16 protein-coding genes and 2 pseudogenes are annotated in these 16,026 nt (G+C 40.7%); 4 read left to right on the forward strand and 14 right to left on the reverse strand.

The features are described 5' to 3' along the window. Window positions 1–52 precede the first annotated feature (52 nt). The 5 genes and pseudogenes from fic to parE all read right to left on the reverse strand — a co-directional run bounded on the left by fic (window position 53) and on the right by parE (window position 4,697). Window positions 53–652: pseudogene (gene fic, locus D8849_RS01615) on the reverse strand (protein adenylyltransferase Fic). Window positions 653–744: 92 nt separating this feature from the next. Beyond that, window positions 745–1,491: pseudogene (locus D8849_RS10420) on the reverse strand (DUF6261 family protein). A 197-nt stretch (window positions 1,492–1,688) separates the two neighbouring features. Then, window positions 1,689–2,147 carry a hypothetical protein gene (locus tag D8849_RS01625; protein ID WP_125385980.1) on the reverse strand — a complete coding sequence of 153 codons (459 nt, stop codon included), beginning with the start codon at window positions 2,145–2,147 and terminating at the stop codon, window positions 1,689–1,691. Window positions 2,148–2,282: 135 nt separating this feature from the next. Next, window positions 2,283–2,741 carry a hypothetical protein gene (locus D8849_RS01630; protein ID WP_125385981.1) on the reverse strand — a complete coding sequence of 153 codons (459 nt, stop codon included), beginning with the start codon at window positions 2,739–2,741 and terminating at the stop codon, window positions 2,283–2,285. A 12-nt stretch (window positions 2,742–2,753) separates the two neighbouring features. Continuing rightward, on the reverse strand, window positions 2,754–4,697 hold the full coding sequence (parE, locus tag D8849_RS01635; RefSeq protein WP_125385982.1) for a DNA topoisomerase IV subunit B: 1,944 nt from the start codon (window positions 4,695–4,697) through the stop codon (window positions 2,754–2,756). A gap of 135 nt (window positions 4,698–4,832) precedes the next feature. Between parE and plsY the strand changes: the two genes are divergently transcribed. Beyond that, window positions 4,833–5,474, forward strand: coding sequence for a glycerol-3-phosphate 1-O-acyltransferase PlsY (gene plsY, locus D8849_RS01640; RefSeq protein ID WP_125385983.1), 642 nt, complete (start codon window positions 4,833–4,835; stop codon window positions 5,472–5,474). 37 nt (window positions 5,475–5,511) lie between these two features. Here the strand turns inward: plsY and D8849_RS01645 are convergent, their stop codons facing one another. The 8 genes from D8849_RS01645 to D8849_RS01680 all read right to left on the reverse strand — a co-directional run bounded on the left by D8849_RS01645 (window position 5,512) and on the right by D8849_RS01680 (window position 13,265). Beyond that, a complete protein-coding gene (locus tag D8849_RS01645; protein ID WP_033677420.1) occupies window positions 5,512–6,468 on the reverse strand; it encodes an ABC transporter permease in 957 nt (318 codons plus the stop codon). 2 nt (window positions 6,469–6,470) lie between these two features. Then, a complete protein-coding gene (locus tag D8849_RS01650) occupies window positions 6,471–7,529 on the reverse strand; it encodes an ABC transporter permease (RefSeq protein WP_084888380.1) in 1,059 nt (352 codons plus the stop codon). Continuing rightward, the gene (locus D8849_RS01655) at window positions 7,522–9,057 is read right to left on the reverse strand and encodes an ABC transporter ATP-binding protein (RefSeq protein ID WP_125385984.1); all 1,536 of its coding nucleotides are present in this window, start codon (window positions 9,055–9,057) and stop codon (window positions 7,522–7,524) included. Before D8849_RS01655 ends, D8849_RS01650 begins: the two co-directional genes overlap by 8 nt. 143 nt (window positions 9,058–9,200) lie before the next feature. After that, window positions 9,201–10,253 (reverse strand): BMP family lipoprotein, encoded by a 1,053-nt coding sequence (locus D8849_RS01660; protein WP_125385985.1) that lies wholly within the window; start codon window positions 10,251–10,253, stop codon window positions 9,201–9,203. Window positions 10,254–10,342: 89 nt separating this feature from the next. After that, a complete protein-coding gene (locus tag D8849_RS01665; RefSeq protein WP_049551615.1) occupies window positions 10,343–10,732 on the reverse strand; it encodes a cytidine deaminase in 390 nt (129 codons plus the stop codon). Further along, a complete protein-coding gene (deoC, locus tag D8849_RS01670) occupies window positions 10,719–11,381 on the reverse strand; it encodes a deoxyribose-phosphate aldolase (RefSeq protein WP_125385986.1) in 663 nt (220 codons plus the stop codon). The genes D8849_RS01665 and deoC overlap by 14 nt, the downstream gene beginning before the upstream one ends. Window positions 11,382–11,400: 19 nt before the next feature. Continuing rightward, window positions 11,401–12,678 (reverse strand): pyrimidine-nucleoside phosphorylase, encoded by a 1,278-nt coding sequence (locus D8849_RS01675; RefSeq protein WP_125385987.1) that lies wholly within the window; start codon window positions 12,676–12,678, stop codon window positions 11,401–11,403. Next, window positions 12,675–13,265 (reverse strand): class I SAM-dependent methyltransferase, encoded by a 591-nt coding sequence (locus D8849_RS01680; RefSeq protein WP_125385988.1) that lies wholly within the window; start codon window positions 13,263–13,265, stop codon window positions 12,675–12,677. Before D8849_RS01680 ends, D8849_RS01675 begins: the two co-directional genes overlap by 4 nt. Window positions 13,266–13,437: 172 nt before the next feature. Here D8849_RS01680 and coaA point away from each other — a divergent pair, with 172 nt between their 5' ends. From coaA to D8849_RS01695, 3 genes are all read left to right on the forward strand, one after another. After that, window positions 13,438–14,358, forward strand: a complete 921-nt coding sequence (gene coaA, locus D8849_RS01685) for a type I pantothenate kinase (protein ID WP_125385989.1) — start codon at window positions 13,438–13,440, stop codon at window positions 14,356–14,358. Between the two features lie 67 nt (window positions 14,359–14,425). After that, the gene (gene rpsT, locus D8849_RS01690) at window positions 14,426–14,662 is read left to right on the forward strand and encodes a 30S ribosomal protein S20 (RefSeq protein WP_001274000.1); all 237 of its coding nucleotides are present in this window, start codon (window positions 14,426–14,428) and stop codon (window positions 14,660–14,662) included. Window positions 14,663–14,714: 52 nt separating this feature from the next. Continuing rightward, complete coding sequence (locus D8849_RS01695) at window positions 14,715–15,248, forward strand: DNA topology modulation protein (RefSeq protein WP_070478753.1); 534 nt, start codon at window positions 14,715–14,717, stop codon at window positions 15,246–15,248. Window positions 15,249–15,631: 383 nt separating this feature from the next. Here D8849_RS01695 and D8849_RS01700 read toward each other — a convergent pair whose 3' ends face one another. Next, entirely contained in the window at window positions 15,632–16,009 is a 378-nt protein-coding gene (locus D8849_RS01700) for a YwiB family protein (RefSeq protein WP_125385990.1), read from the reverse strand. Window positions 16,010–16,026 lie beyond the last annotated feature (17 nt).

The following is a 16,026-nucleotide window of genomic DNA, read 5'->3' on the forward strand; positions in this document are numbered from 1 at the left end:
AGTTTTAGCGTTTGTTTCCCTAAAAAAGATAATCATCACCTTTACTTGAACTTTATAACTCCCCTGTCTGGTAAAGGCTGTACCCTTCGTAATAATATGAAGCATCCACACCCTTAAAGAAACGGGCCTGAGTGAGGTCATCCGTCAGATTATCGAGGAGGAGATACTTAAGTTCTCCAGTCTACACTCCACTACGCTTCATGGCATTCAGGTATTCATCCTTATCAATGGCGTTCCAATCTACCACTTTCTCCGCTTCTGACGAAGCATACAATCTAGCCAAATCCGCATGGCACGTCCATTCCCCTCACGGAAAGGATGGCAATATTCATATCCGCGTACTTATCAATCACTTAATCAAAATTGTCATGAGGAAGTTTGTCAGGATACTGTAAGGATTGCTCTAAAAAATACGGGTGGCAAATTGAAAGTTATCCTTTGCACTATTGACATCACGGAATTTTCCAGCGAAATCATAGATGACCGAAAAGAGATAATGGTGAATAGCGGACAGCCCTGAAAAAGTGCCAACTTCCATCTTGAACAAAGCTCCTGTCTGAAAAAGCAGGGTGGCTTGTTTTTTTGTCAGTTTTTCTTCTACATCTGCCCACTGGGCTGAGTTTGTAATGCCTAGTTTATTTTCCCATACCATGTTTGTTCCCATTTCTATTCTTTTAGAAGTTCAAAACTTCGCCTTATGTTACAAAAGCTCGTCTATCTGTGAGGGACTTCTTCAGAAGAAAGCTACTTTTCCTCAGCTACTGCTTCTTGCTTGCTTTTCTTTGGTGTCAATTTTTTATAGCGACTACGGATAGCGTTGAGATAGTCACGGAGATCAGCATACTGCGTCTTATCTGGATAAGCATAGGCGTTGATTGCAGTAAAATCCACAAGGAAATCATAGATTTCTTGCAGTTTCGCACGAACTTCCTTATTTTGACTAGGTAGCTTTCCTTTTTGCTCAGCCAGGCGCTCCTTATAGGCTTTTTCAAACTGAGCCTACGCCTTTGTTAAGGTTTCTACATGAGTTTTCAAATGCAGGGTTGAAAGGGCAGTTTGGTAGTCAGTATCTTTTAGCTCCTTTAGCAAATGGTTAATAGCTTCTGTCTCTTTTTCGTAGCTCATACTCATTAGCCCAGCATAATTTTTGAAAAGTTTGTTGAGTTTGTTGTAAGCTTCCTTGCTACCTGCCTCTTTGACACGAGAGAAGGCCTTGACCAAGCTAGTCAAGGTAGAAAGCGCATCATCGCGCTCACGATCAGAGGCTTCCAGACTAGCCACCGTTTGACTAGCCTTGAAACGGTGCAAACCAGCTTGCAAGGTCTCAAGAAGTTTTTCCATATCCCCAAGCTTCGTTGCATAAACCTGCTCAGACTTATTGGATTTTGTAAAAGCCCCTAACTCGTCCTTACTCTCAGATAGAAGTTGGAAGAATTCGTTGTTTTCTAAATTGCGTACAGTTAAACTTGTGATTCCATATTCTTTTTTCATAAAACTCCTCCTTCTTCATTTGTTTTTTAATCTTTTGCCGCAAAACCGCTCAGAACACATGTAAACGTTCGGGTTTTGCTCTAAAAATTCAAATCACACATGTGTGATTTAGTTTTTTACTCCTAGACAAGAAATTCTTCATGTGGAATTTCTTGTCTAGGGGTGGGGAAGGTGTTTTCTCAAAATTTTCGACATTATTATATCTCAATTCTATTTTTTTCAACAATGCTTTTGCTCCCATTGTCTAATTCATTCAGTTTGTGATTTGTTTTATCTAAAGAATAATTCAATCTTTTAAGTAAGGCTTCATACTGATCTGCTAAAGAAATATGCTTAATAGTTTCTTTCCAAATTTCTGTATCGTCATCATTTTCCGGAATCCAGCCTGATTTTTCTATTTGTTTAAATTTTTTAGAAGTTACATAGGAACTCACGAACTTATTTTGACTTTCAATTTCTGAATATAAATCTATAATAAATTCAAAAATAGCATAAAGTTGATCAACGCCATTATAATGTTGCTCAATGGCAGTAAATTTTTCGTCAAACGTAAAATGTTGTTCTTTTTTCTTCACCGGATAATAATTTTTATACCCATCAGAAAAAAATTTTTGAAGATTCTTTTTATAATTTCCGATAAGAAAATATTCTTGCAATATTCTTTTTATTTCATCTACTTCCTTCTCAACATTAAAATCACTATTGAGGGGAAGACTTTTTGTTTTTTCTTGTTCTAGTTGTTGAATAACCTTGTTCTTCTCAGGAGCACTCTGAATAAGTTTGTCAATTTTTTATTCCAAGTGATCAATTTTATCTCTAGTTTGCTCATGCATTTTGTTATTTACTGCAATATCAGCTTGTGTAAGATTGGAAGTATCCTTTACTGTATCATATAAGTATTTTTCCAATTCATCCATCAGATTATTTGAAAAGTCCTTAACATCAGTTCGTCCTTCAAATTTTTCTGAGAGATGCTCTTTGAATTCTGAGTAACTTTTAAATTTACTATCTAAGCTATAACAAATTTTTATTAGCTCCTCACAAACTTGATACTTCTCCCAAAGGCTAATCACATCCTCATAGTAAGGATTTTCAATGTGTCTATCTGTAAGCTGCTTTTTAAAATCTTTTATGGCTTTTTCTATTTTCTTTCTATCTTTTTTATCTTTAATATCCAACTTTGTCATTAAAGATGAAAGAGCAGAATCTGCAACTTTACCAAAAAGATAAGACGTAATACTTTCTATCATCACTTTCTCCAATCAAAACGCCCCACTCTCTTCCAGCGTAAACTTGACATTGTCTTCAATCCACTTACGTCGTGGTTCGACCTTGTCTCCCATGAGGACATTGACTCGACGTTCTGCGCGTGCTAGATCTTCAATCGTGACACGAATGAGAGTTCGAGTTTCTGGATTCATGGTTGTCTCCCAGAGTTGGTCTGCATTCATCTCACCAAGCCCCTTGTAGCGTTGGAGGGTAGCTCCTTTGCCAAATTGTTTGCGGAGTTCCTCTAGCTCACCATCCGTCCATGCGTAGGCCACTTCTTCTTTCTTGCCTTTTCCTTTGGACATCTTGTAAAGAGGTGGAAGGGCGATATAAACATGTCCTGCCTCAACTAGCGGACGCATGTAGCGATAAAAGAATGTTAAAAGAAGAGTCTGGATATGGGCACCGTCAGTATCCGCATCGGTCATGATAATGATCTTGTCATAGTTGGCATCCTCAATAGAAAAATCTGCGCCAACACCCGCACCAATGGTATAAATCATGGTATTGATCTCTTCATTTTTGAGGATATCCGCCATCTTGGCCTTGGCTGTATTGATAACCTTACCACGAAGAGGCAAGATAGCCTGAAACTTGCGGTCACGACCTTGTTTGGCAGATCCACCGGCAGAGTCACCCTCGACCAGATAGAGTTCGTTCTTAGCTGGATTTTTAGACTGGGCTGGGGTCAATTTTCCAGACAACAATCCCTTATCTTTCTTATTCTTCTTCCCATTTCGGCTCTCATCACGCGCCTTACGTGCCGCTTCGCGAGCATCACGAGCCTTTATAGCCTTGCGAATAAGATTAGAAGCCAATTCTCCATTTTCCATGAGGAAGAAGGTCAACTTATCAGCCACTATTCCATCCACAACTGGGCGAGCTAGTGGACTTCCTAGTTTGTCCTTGGTCTGTCCTTCAAACTGGAGATGTTCTTCAGGAACCAAGATAGAAAGAACGGCTGCTAGTCCCTCACGATAGTCTGAACCTTCAAGGTTTTTATCTTTTTCCTTGAGAAGCCCCGTCTTACGCGCATAGTCATTCATGACCTTAGTGATAGCAGATTTGAGTCCAGTCTCATGTGTTCCACCGTCCTTGGTGCGAACGTTATTGACAAAGGACAGAATGTTATCTGAAAATCCGTCATTGTACTGGAGAGCTACTTCCACTTGAAAACCATTGTCTTCACCTTCAAAGTATAGAACTGGTGTCAAGGTCTCCTTGTCTTCGTTCAGGTAAGAAACAAAGTCTTGTACCCCATTTTCATAGTGGTATTCAATCGCTTCATCTGTTCGCTTGTCCGTCAAAGACAAGGTCACATTTTTCAAGAGAAAGGCTGATTCATTAAGACGCTCTGAGATGGTATTGTACTTGAAGTCTGTCGTAGAGAAGATCGTTGCATCAGGCATAAACGTAACCTTGGTACCTGTTTTAGACTTGGGCGCTGTACCGATTTTCTTCAGAGTCGTGACAGGTTTTCCACCATTTTCAAAACGTTGCTTATAGATTGACCCATCACGGGTAATTTCAACTTCCAGCCAACTTGAAAGAGCGTTAACAACGGAAGAACCCACCCCGTGGAGTCCACCTGATGTCTTATAACCACCTTGACCGAATTTCCCTCCGGCGTGAAGGATGGTAAAGATAACCTCAACAGTTGGGATTCCCATTGCGTGCATACCTGTCGGCATCCCACGTCCGTGGTCTTGAACCGTTAAACTGCCATCTTTATTGATGGTCACATCAATACGGTCACCAAATCCAGACAAGGCCTCATCGACAGCATTATCGACGATTTCCCAGACTAGGTGGTGGAGCCCAGCACCATCGGTCGATCCGATATACATCCCTGGACGTTTTCGAACCGCATCCAACCCTTCTAGCACCTGAATGGCATCATCATTATAATTGTTAATATTGATTTCCTTTTTTGACACAAGGAACCTCCTATTCGTTCATCTTTACTATTCTACAGGTTTTCTAAGGATTTTGCAAAATTTTTCTTTCTCCGCTGTGACAATTTCAGAAGAGATTCTCTGCCTTTCTTCTCCATTTCATGATATAATAGGAGTATGATTACAATAGTTTTATTAATCCTAGCCTATCTGCTGGGTTCGATTCCGTCTGGTCTCTGGATTGGACAAGTATTCTTTCAAATCAATCTGCGTGAACATGGTTCTGGAAATACCGGAACAACCAATACTTTCCGCATTTTAGGAAAGAAAGCAGGTATGGCGACCTTTGTCATTGACTTTTTCAAAGGAACTCTAGCAACACTTCTTCCAATTATTTTTCATCTGCAAGGCGTTTCGCCTCTCACCTTTGGACTTTTGGCTGTAATCGGCCATACCTTCCCTATCTTTGCAGGATTTAAGGGTGGCAAGGCTGTCGCAACCAGTGCGGGAGTGATTTTCGGATTTGCGCCTGTCTTCTGTCTCTACCTTGCAGTTGTTTTCTTTGGGACCCTCTATTTGGGTAGTATGATTTCACTGTCTAGTGTCACAGCATCTATCGCGGCTGTTATCGGAGTTCTACTCTTTCCACTTTTTGGTTTTATCCTGAGTCACTATAACCCTCTCTTCATCGCTATTATCCTAGCTCTTGCTAGTTTGATTATCATTCGTCATAAGGATAATATCACACGTATCAAAAATAAAACTGAAAATTTAGTCCCTTGGGGACTAAACCTAACTCATCAACATCCTAAAAAATAAAACGCCAGTTTGAACAGAACTGACGTTTTTTGTATGCTTATTTTGATTTGATATAGTTAATACCATCTGCTTTTGGTGCAACTGCTTTTCCAAAGAAGGCTGCCAAGACAAGAATTGTCAAAACATAAGGTGCGATTTGAAGATAAACAGTAGGCACTCCTTGTAGGAACGGCAATTGAGATCCGATAACAGCCAAACTTTGTGAAAGTCCAAAGAAAAGACTAGAAAGCATGGCTCCGATTGGATTCCATTTTCCGAAGATCATCGCAGCAAGGGCGATAAATCCAGGTCCAACAATAGTTGTCACTGAGAAGTTAACTGAGATTGATTGAGCATAAATCGCTCCGCCAATTCCACCTAGGAAACCTGAAATAATAACTCCTAAATATCTCATCTTGTATACATTGATTCCCAAAGTGTCCGCTGCTTGAGGGTGTTCACCGACAGAGCGAAGACGAAGACCAAAGCGAGTCTTGAAGAGGATAAACCAAGCAAGGAAGGAGAAGGCAATCGCTAGATAACCAAGTAGACTAGTTGACTTGAAGAAGATATCTCCGATAACTGGGATATTTGCCAAGACTGGGAAGTCAAAGCGTCCAAAAGTCTGACTTAGGTTGTCAGTTTGTCCTTTGTTATAAAGAACTTTCACTAAGAAAACAGCCAAGGCTGGCGCCATCAAGTTCAATACCGTACCGCTGACAACATGGTCTGCACGGAAATGAACCGTCGCTGCTGCGTGGATGATAGAGAAGAGGCCTCCAACCAATCCTGCAACTAGCAAAGATAGCCATGGAGTTGCTGCTCCAAATTGTTCTGCAAATTCAAGGTTAAAGACAACTCCAGAAAAGGCACCCATAACCATAATTCCTTCAAGGCCGACGTTTACTACACCACCACGTTCAGAGAAAACACCACCAATACTTGTAAAGATGAGGGGCGCTGAGTAAATCAGCATAGAAGACACCAAGAGGGTGAGCAAGGTTGTAATAGACATCTTTACTTACCTCCTTTAACTTGTTTTTTAGGTTTGACAAAGCGTTCGATAAGGTAATGAACACTGACAAAGAAGATAATAGACGCTGTTACAATGCTGACAAGCTCAGATGGTACCTGCGCCGCATTCATACCAGGGGCTCCAACTTGGAGAACACCAAATAGGAAAGCTGCAAAGAGAATACCAATTGGTGAATTTGCCGCAAGCAGACTAACCGCCATCCCGTTAAATCCGACAGCTAATGATGCCCCTTGAACATAGACGTTCTGGAAGGTTCCAAGTCCTTCAACGGCTCCACCAAGACCAGCCAAGGCACCTGAAATAATCATTGAGAGGATAATCGTTCTTTTTGCAGAAATACCAGCGTATTCTGATGCATGAGGATTAAGACCAACTGCACGAATTTCAAAACCAAGAGTTGTTTTCTTGAGCATGAACCAAATAACTGCAACTGCAATGATGGCAAAGAAAATACCAATATTCATCCGCGAGTTACCAGTCAACTCAGCCAACCAAGGTGTCTGGTAGGTTGCATTAGCCCCAACACGAATCGTAGAATCTGTACTTTGCATGAAGTCTTTAGGAAAGGCATGGATAAAGGCATTTCCTACATACAAGACAATGTAGTTCATCATGATGGTTACGATAACCTCTGATGTCCCTAGATAGGCTCTAAGAATACCTGGAATCGCTCCGACAATCCCACCAGCAATCAGGGCAATCACGATGGTTGCTAGAATCATCAAGGGACGGGGCATATCTGGATGCGACAGGGCAAACCAACCACTGAGAATCCAACCTGCCAAAGCCTGACCAGGAAGTCCGACGTTAAAGAAACCAGCGCGACTGGCAACGGCAAAACCAAGACCAATCAAGATTAAAGGACCCATAGCACGGAAGATTTCACCAATCCCACGCAGACTGCCAAATGCTGTATAGAACAATTCTTCGTAGCCCCAAATAGCATCATAACCGAAGATCCACATGACAATGGCTCCAAGTAAAATTCCTAGGAAGACAGAAATCAAGGGAACCGAAATTTGTTGTAATTTTTTAGACATCACTCTTCTCCTTTCCCAAGTTTCCACCAGCCATCAAGACACCAAGTTCTTGTTTATTGGTTGTTTCTGGTGATACAATACCTTGAATCTTACCATCGTGGATAACGGCAATACGGTCTGAGACGTTTAAAATCTCATCCAATTCAAAGCTGACAACAAGGACAGCCTTGCCATTATCACGCTCTTCAATCAAGCGCTTGTGGATATATTCAATGGCACCGACATCCAACCCACGAGTTGGCTGGCTGACGATAAGGAGATCAGGATCTCGATCAATTTCACGAGCAATAATTGCTTTTTGTTGATTTCCTCCTGAGAGTGCAGCTGCAGGCACAAATTCACTGGCAGCACGAACATCAAATTCTTCCATTAGCTTTTTAGCATAAGAAGTAATATTTGAATAGTTCAAAATTCCATTTTTACTATGTGGTTCTTTATAGTAGGTTTGAAGGGCAATATTTTCAGATATCATCATTTTCAAAATCAAGCCATCACGGTGACGGTCTTCTGGAACGTGCCCAACACTTAGTTCTGTAATCTGCCGTGGGTGTAAGCCTACAATTGAATCTCCTTTTAGCTCAATGCTACCAGATTCAACCTTGCGAAGACCTGTAATGGCTTGAATCAGTTCAGACTGACCATTCCCATCAATCCCCGCAATACCAACAATCTCTCCAGCACGAACATCCAAGGACAGATTTTTAACAGCTGGAACACCACGGTTTTCATTGACCACTAAATCTTTGATAGACAAGATCACTTCTTTTGGTTGAGAGGCTTGTTTCTCAGTTTTAAAGGAAACAGAACGTCCTACCATCATTTCCGCCAAATCAGCATTGGTAGCTCCTGCAATTTCGACAGTTTCAATTGATTTCCCACGACGGATAACTGTAACGCGGTCAGAAACTGCGCGAATCTCGTCCAACTTGTGGGTAATCAATATAATTGATTTTCCTTCTTTGACAAGATTTTTCAAAATAGCCATCAACTCATCAATTTCTGATGGAGTCAAAACGGCCGTTGGTTCATCAAAGATAAGGATATCAGCCCCCCGATAAAGGGTTTTTAAAATCTCTACACGTTGTTGGGCTCCAACTGAGATGTCTGCCACCTTGGCAGAAGGGTCAACAGCTAAGCCATAACGTTCAGAAAGAGCCTTGATTTCTTTGCTAGCTCCAGCAATATCTAGCACACCATTTTTAGTTAATTCACTTCCTAAAATGATGTTTTCAGCCACTGTGAAGGCTTCTACCAACATAAAGTGCTGGTGAACCATCCCGATTCCCAAGCTAGCTGCTTTAGATGGTGAGTCGAGGTTGACAACTTGACCGTTGACCACAATTTCACCACTGGTTGGTTCAAGAAGCCCTGCTAACATATTCATTAGCGTGGACTTACCGGCCCCATTTTCTCCTAAAAGTGCATGAATTTCACCTTTTCGTAGGTGAAGGTTGATTTTGTCGTTGGCAACAAATTCACCAAACACCTTGGTAATATCACGCATCTCAATGACATTTTCGTGTGCCATGTGCTCTTCCTTTCAGAGTCTTATTTTATTTCAATAAAACTTGCTAGTTTGTCTAGTAGCAAGCTTTACTGAGACAAAATGATTTTGTCTCAACTCTTAAAAAAGCGGCCGAGGGCCGCTTCCTAAGAAATGACTTCCATCCATTATTTTGCAGGAACTTTTACGCTTCCATCAAGGATTTTAGCTTTTGCATCTTCAACAGCTTTTTTACCTTCTTCTGAAAGGTTTGTTACTGCCAAGTCAACCCCTTTATCTTTCAATGAGTAAACGATTACTTGACCGCCAGGGAACTCACCTTTTTCTGCTTTGTTAGAAATATCTTTTACAGTTGTGCCAACTTGTTTCAAAGTAGATACAAGAACAAAGTTTGATTCTTTACCATCTTTAGAAGTGTATTTACCTTCTACTTCTTGGTCACGGTCAACACCGATAACCCAAACTTTTTCACTTTCAGGACGGCTCTCGTTGAGTGATTTTGCTTCTGCAAAGACACCTGCACCTGTACCACCAGCTACTTGGTAAACAACGTCTGCACCAGCTGCGTATTGTGCCGCTGCAATTGTTTTACCTTTGGCATTATCATTAAATGAACCAGCATAGTCAACTTGTACTTTGATAGATGGGTCTACTGACTCAACACCTGCCTTGAAACCAGCTTCAAAACGAGAGATAACTTCAGACTCCATACCACCTACAAAACCAACTTGTTTTGTCTTAGTTGTTTTAGCTGCTGCAACACCTGCGAGATAAGCAGATTCATTGTCAGCGAAAGTTACGCTAGCAACATTCTTTTGATCTTTAATCACATCATCAATCAAGACATAGTTGATATCTGAGTGTTCTTTAGCTGCTTCTTCAACCGCATTGTGAAGGGCAAAACCAACACCGAAGATTAGATTGTAACTTCCAGCCGCTTGTTGCAAGTTGTTAGCGTAGTCAGCTTCACTTGTTGATTGGAAATAAGTAAAGCCTTTATCTTTTGAAAGATTGTGTTCTTTACCCCAGTCTTGCAAACCTTCCCAAGCTGATTGGTTGAATGATTTGTCATCAACACCACCAGTGTCAGTGACGATTGCTGCTTTTGTCTTCACATCAGAAGATGAAGCCGCGTTACGAGAAGAGCGGTTACCACATGCAGCAAGTCCAACTGCTGCCACTGCAACTAGACCAAGGCCTAGCCATTGTTTCTTGTTCATTACTGAACCTCCTAAATAAGATGTGCAACGATGTTGCAAGTATGGATTGGTTGGCCACAAGGACCGTGCCACTCAGAGAGCGACTCAGACTAGTTTAAGTCTGTAAAAGAGTATGGAAGTAATTCCCCGACCGTCATCTCGACCGTCGATTTATCTTTTGCGACTAAGGTCACTTTTAGATCTTGTTCAAAAAATTCAGCCATCACTTGGCGACAAGCGCCACATGGTGAAATTGGTTTTTCAGTCTGACCATAGACAATCAATTCTGAAAATTCTATTTGGCCTTCAGAAACTGCTTTAAAAATCGCTGTACGTTCTCCACAGTTAGTCAAAGAATAACTAGCATTCTCAATATTGACACCTGTATAAATACTACCATCTTTCGCTACTAAAACAGCTCCGACTGGAAAATGAGAATAGGGCACATAGGCTTTCTTGCTAGTTTCAATTGCTAGTTCAATCAACTCAGTAGTCGCCATCAGCCAATTCTCCTTTTAAAATGGCTACCCCAGCTGAAGTTCCGATACGGGTCGCCCCTGCTTCTACAAATGCAAGAGCATCTGCATAAGAACGAGCTCCCCCAGCAGCCTTGACACCCATATCAGGACCAACTGTTTCACGCATTAATCTAACATCTGCTACCGTCGCACCACCAGTTGAAAAGCCAGTAGATGTTTTAACAAAATCAGCTCCAGCTTTTTGAGCTAATTGGCAGGCTACAACTTTTTCTTGGTCTGTCAGAAGGCAAGCTTCAATAATGACTTTCACTAACTTGTCACCACTTGCTTCTACTACTGCGAGAATATCCGACTCAACCAAATCAAGATTACCTGTTTTGAGAGCTCCAACATTGATCACCATATCAATCTCATCTGCACCATTTTGGATAGCTTCCTTGGTTTCAAAAGCTTTCACAGTTGAAGTTGTTGCTCCCAGGGGGAAACCTACTACTGTGCAGACCTTGACATCTGTGCCTTCAAGCCCTTTTTTAGTATGTTCAACCCAGGTCGGATTAACGCAAACACTGGCAAAATCATACTCTCTAGCTTCAGACAACAAACAATCAATTTGATTTACTGTCGCATCTTGTTTCAAAAGTGTATGATCGATATATTTATTTAATTTCATATTCGGATTCTCCTGCAGTTTATGAGATTATTTCTATAATTTCTCGTAAACTTTGCACGCTATCATTTATTTTAACATATTTTTGAAAATCTGTAACTAGCTGAGGAGAAATTTTTCCATTTGTGTATACTTTTGCAACAATTTCTCCCTTTTGAACGGAATCTCCAACTTTCTTTTCAAAAACAATTCCTGTTTCATAGTCTAAGGCATCAGACTTGACTGCACGGCCTGCCCCCAGTCTCATAGCATAAAGTCCAAATTCCATAGCTGGAAGAGCTGAAATGACACCCGTTTCCTGAGCAGGGATTTCCACCACATAGGCTACATTTACAGGACGATAGAGGTCTTCCAAGTCTCCACCCTGGGCTTTGACCATCTCCTCAAACTTAACCAGTGCTTGACCATTTTCAAGATGTTGGCGAACTTCTTCAACTGTTTTATTTACATTTGCCAGGCTAAGCATAATTTGAGCCAATTCACAGATGAAGTGGGTAATATCCTGGCGTCCTTGACCTTGTAAAATCTCCAGTGCTTCAAGGATCTCCAGACGATTTCCAATCGCTCGTCCCAAGGGCTGACTCATATCCGTAATGACTGCTACCGTTTTTCTACCAACTGCCTTACCAAGTTCCACCATGGTTTGAGCTAATTCACGCGCCTCGTCAACCGTTTTCATGAAGGCACCCTCACCGACAGTCACGTCTAGCAAAATAGCATCCGCCCCTGCTGCGATTTTCTTGCTCATCACCGAACTCGCAATCAAAGGAATCGTGTCAACGGTTGCGGTCACATCACGAAGGGCATATAAAAGCTTGTCGGCTTTTACCAGCTGGTCTGATTGCCCAATGACAGATACACCAATATCCTGCACTTGTGCAATGAAATCCTCTTGACTGCGCTCAACTTGATAACCCTTAATGGACTCCAATTTATCAATTGTTCCGCCTGTATGGCCGAGACCACGACCACTCATTTTTGCGACTGGAACTCCAAAACTCGCTACTAAAGGAGCTAAAATCAAGGTCACCTTGTCACCAACACCACCCGTAGAATGCTTGTCAACCTTAACCCCATCAATAGCGGATAAATCAAACTCCTGCCCTGTCTGAACCATTTTCATAGTCAAATCAGAGATTTCTCGAGTTGTCATTCCTTTAAAATAAACAGCCATAGCAAAGGCAGACATCTGATAATCAGGAACCGTTCCTGACACATAGCCTTCAACTAGCCATTCGATTTCACTTGAAGTCAGTTCTTGACCATCACGTTTTTTTTGGATTAAATCAACTGCTCTCATTCTTTCATACTTCTAAGGATATAGTATCCCTTATCTTTTTTAACGACTTCACAATTGCCAAACACATCTTCCATCTTAGACTTAGCACTTGGGGCCCCTTGTTTTTTCTGGATAACAATTGTTAAATCTCCACCAGTTTCCAAGAAATCTTTACTTTTCTCAATGATTTCATGAACCACTTGCTTGCCCGCACGGATAGGAGGATTGGAAATGACGTGGTCAAATGTGCCTTCAACTTGTTCATAGATGTTAGACTGGAAAATCGTCGCTTCTACTTTATTTCGTTCAGCATTTTGTCGCGCCAAATCCAAGGCACGATTATTAATATCGACCATGGTCGCCTGAACTCCATAAGCCTTAGCCAAGGACAAGCCCAAAGGCCCGTAACCACAGCCTACATCAAGGACAGTTTCTCCTTGGTTGACCTCAAGACACTTGAGCAAGAGTTGACTTCCAAAGTCAACCATTTTCTTGCTAAAAACACCAGCATCCGTCAAAAAAGTCATTTTTTGTCCCAACAACTCTACTCTCAACTCATGAATGTCGTGAGCAGCGTCAGGATTTTCTGCATAATACATTTTACTCATGAAACTATTTTACCATAATTTAACGAAATATTAAATCGTTTCCAAGTAATTTGACAATACGATGTAGTTTGTCATTATTGTTTTAATCGAGAGAAACTTTTTCTATAAGATACTAGATGTTTTTAGTCCCAAAATATGCTATACTAAGATATCGAATCAGAAAGACAAACTTATGACCAACGAATTGTTACATTTTGAAAAAATCAGTCGCCAAACTTGGCAATCTTTACACCGAAAGACAACACCTCCTTTGACAGAAGAGGAATTAGAATCCATCAAGAGTTTTAATGACCAGATTAGCTTACAGGATGTTACCGATGTCTATCTTCCCCTAGCCCATCTCATCCATATTTACAAGCGTACCAAGGATGACTTGGCCTTTTCAAAAGGAATTTTCCTTCAACGTGAAAGCAAATCCCAACCTTTTATCATTGGAGTTTCTGGGAGTGTTGCCGTTGGAAAATCAACAACCAGCCGCCTGCTTCAGATACTGCTATCACGTACACTTACAGATGCTAGGGTTGAGTTGGTAACAACTGACGGCTTTCTCTATCCCAACCATACCTTGATTGAGCAAGGGATTCTAAATCGGAAGGGATTTCCTGAAAGCTATGATATGGAAGCTCTTCTCAACTTCTTGGACCGCATCAAAAATGGACAAGATGTAGATATTCCTGTCTATTCTCATGAAGTCTACGACATCATACCTGAGGAAAAACAAAGCGTCAAAGCTGCTGACTTTGTGATTGTCGAGGGAATCAATGTCTTTCAAAATCCACAAAACGAGCGTCTCTATATCACTGATTTCTTTGACTTTTCCATCTATGTTGATGCTGCAGTCGATGACATCGAGAGTTGGTATCTCGACCGTTTCTTGAAAATGCTGAGCCTAGCCCAAAACGACCCTGATAGCTACTATTATCGTTTTACTCAAATGCCGATTGGAGAAGTGGAATCCTTTGCCCATCAGGTCTGGACCAGTATCAATCTCACAAATTTACAAAATTATATTGAACCGACCAGAAATCGTGCGGAAGTGATTCTTCATAAAACAAAGAACCATGAAATAGATGAAATTTACTTAAAAAAATAATTTTCCCTTGTCAAAACGTAAGTTTTCAGATATAATGGTATAGTTAGTAAATATGGAGGTAAGAACATTGGCAAACATTAAATCAGCTATCAAACGCGCTGAATTGAACGTTAAACAGAACGAAAAGAACTCAGCTCAAAAATCAGCTATGCGTACTGCTATCAAAGCTTTCGAAGCAAACCCATCTGAAGAACTTTTCCGTGCTGCTAGCTCAGCTATCGATAAAGCAGAAACTAAAGGTTTGATTCACAAAAACAAAGCAAGCCGCGACAAAGCTCGTCTTTCAGCTAAACTTGCTAAATAAGAAACAGTCCATAGAGGCTGTTTTTTTGTCCTCAAATAGGAAAAGGTAGAAAATGAAAATCGCAATTATCGGATATTCTGGTGCTGGTAAGTCAACTCTAGCCGAAAAGTTGTCTCACTGCTACTCCATCCCAAAACTGCACATGGACACACTCCAATTTCAACCCGGTTGGCAAGACAGTGACCGTGAATGGATGTTGGCCGAGATGAATAACTTTCTCACCAAGCATGAAGCTTGGGTTATTGATGGTAATTATTCTTGGTGTTTCTATGAGGAAAGAATGCAGGAAGCTGACCAAATCATCTTTCTCAATTTTTCGCCATTGACCTGTCTCTTTCGAGCATTTAAACGGTATCTCACATATCGAGGTAAGGTCAGAGAAAGTATGGCAGCTGGTTGTCAAGAACAATTTAATTGGGAGTTTATCAGATGGATTCTCTGGGATGGGCGGAGCAAATCCGCTAAAGAACGCTACAAGTGGGTTCAAGAAACCTATCCAGATAAAGTTGTTATCCTTAGGTCTCAAAAGGAGATAGATTACTTTATAAAGACTCACGAAAACAAGAAGAAAAACCAACATGGATAATGTTAGTACTATTTTGGAAGACAAATCCCCTTTTTGGGGGCTATTTTTCCAAAATATTTTCTTCATTATTTACCAATCTATCCTATCTAAAACTCTGAATTCTATAGAAATGAAAAGGGACATTCACTGTCCCTTTTATCAATTTTTAGATTTTGAATATACAATAATCACAATCGCTAGGCCTCAAATCCTATTTACTCATTTGGAACAAGTATTAGGGAAGACGGGTATTATATTTCGCTTTAATAAATAATAGGTAATGGAATGAGTGTTATAACCTTAATCTGAAAAAATAAAGGTTTCAGCTACTAAAAATGTGCAAGAAAAGCTTGATTTCATAAACTTAATCAGCTTCGTTGCTATAACCTCGTCCCCAGTCATACCTAGCCCCAAGTAATTTCCAATTGATAGCTGGCAAAGGGATGTCCCTCTTGATTTTGTAGTTGATAATCTAAATGTATCTTTTGCCCATCAACTTCATAACGGCTCGTTTGAATGATAAACTCCTGAATGCCCATAGGTGTAGGAATATAGGCTAAACTATCGCTATCCTTTAGAAAGCGCATAATGGTCTTGGGATTGGAAAATCGACTCATCACAAGTTCTTGACCATGAAATTTAATAACTACTTTTTCCTTTTCCTCATTATAAAAAAGCAGGTAGCTATAATCTCCCTTTTCATGCACTTCTACATCATAAAGCTGGTCAATCACTTCCAACTGCTCATCAAACTGAATCGTATTTCGCATCCGAATCTTCACATCAGGTCCTCTTTCTT

The organism is Streptococcus mitis (assembly GCF_003942765.1).
Taxonomy (GTDB): domain Bacteria; phylum Bacillota; class Bacilli; order Lactobacillales; family Streptococcaceae; genus Streptococcus; species Streptococcus mitis_BE.

Excerpts from the sequence above, each read along its gene's own strand:
- D8849_RS01630 (WP_125385981.1), bottom strand. The coding sequence starts at position 2,741 with ATGATAGAAAGTATTACGTCTTATCTTTTTGGTAAAGTTGCAGATTCT.
- plsY (WP_125385983.1), top strand. The coding sequence starts at position 4,833 with ATGATTACAATAGTTTTATTAATCCTAGCCTATCTGCTGGGTTCGATT.
- D8849_RS01645 (WP_033677420.1), bottom strand. The coding sequence starts at position 6,468 with ATGTCTATTACAACCTTGCTCACCCTCTTGGTGTCTTCTATGCTGATT.
- D8849_RS01650 (WP_084888380.1), bottom strand. The coding sequence starts at position 7,529 with ATGTCTAAAAAATTACAACAAATTTCGGTTCCCTTGATTTCTGTCTTC.
- D8849_RS01655 (WP_125385984.1), bottom strand. The coding sequence starts at position 9,057 with ATGGCACACGAAAATGTCATTGAGATGCGTGATATTACCAAGGTGTTT.
- D8849_RS01660 (WP_125385985.1), bottom strand. The coding sequence starts at position 10,253 with ATGAACAAGAAACAATGGCTAGGCCTTGGTCTAGTTGCAGTGGCAGCA.
- D8849_RS01665 (WP_049551615.1), bottom strand. The coding sequence starts at position 10,732 with ATGGCGACTACTGAGTTGATTGAACTAGCAATTGAAACTAGCAAGAAA.
- deoC (WP_125385986.1), bottom strand. The coding sequence starts at position 11,381 with ATGAAATTAAATAAATATATCGATCATACACTTTTGAAACAAGATGCG.
- D8849_RS01675 (WP_125385987.1), bottom strand. The coding sequence starts at position 12,678 with ATGAGAGCAGTTGATTTAATCCAAAAAAAACGTGATGGTCAAGAACTG.
- D8849_RS01680 (WP_125385988.1), bottom strand. The coding sequence starts at position 13,265 with ATGAGTAAAATGTATTATGCAGAAAATCCTGACGCTGCTCACGACATT.
- coaA (WP_125385989.1), top strand. The coding sequence starts at position 13,438 with ATGACCAACGAATTGTTACATTTTGAAAAAATCAGTCGCCAAACTTGG.
- D8849_RS01695 (WP_070478753.1), top strand. The coding sequence starts at position 14,715 with ATGAAAATCGCAATTATCGGATATTCTGGTGCTGGTAAGTCAACTCTA.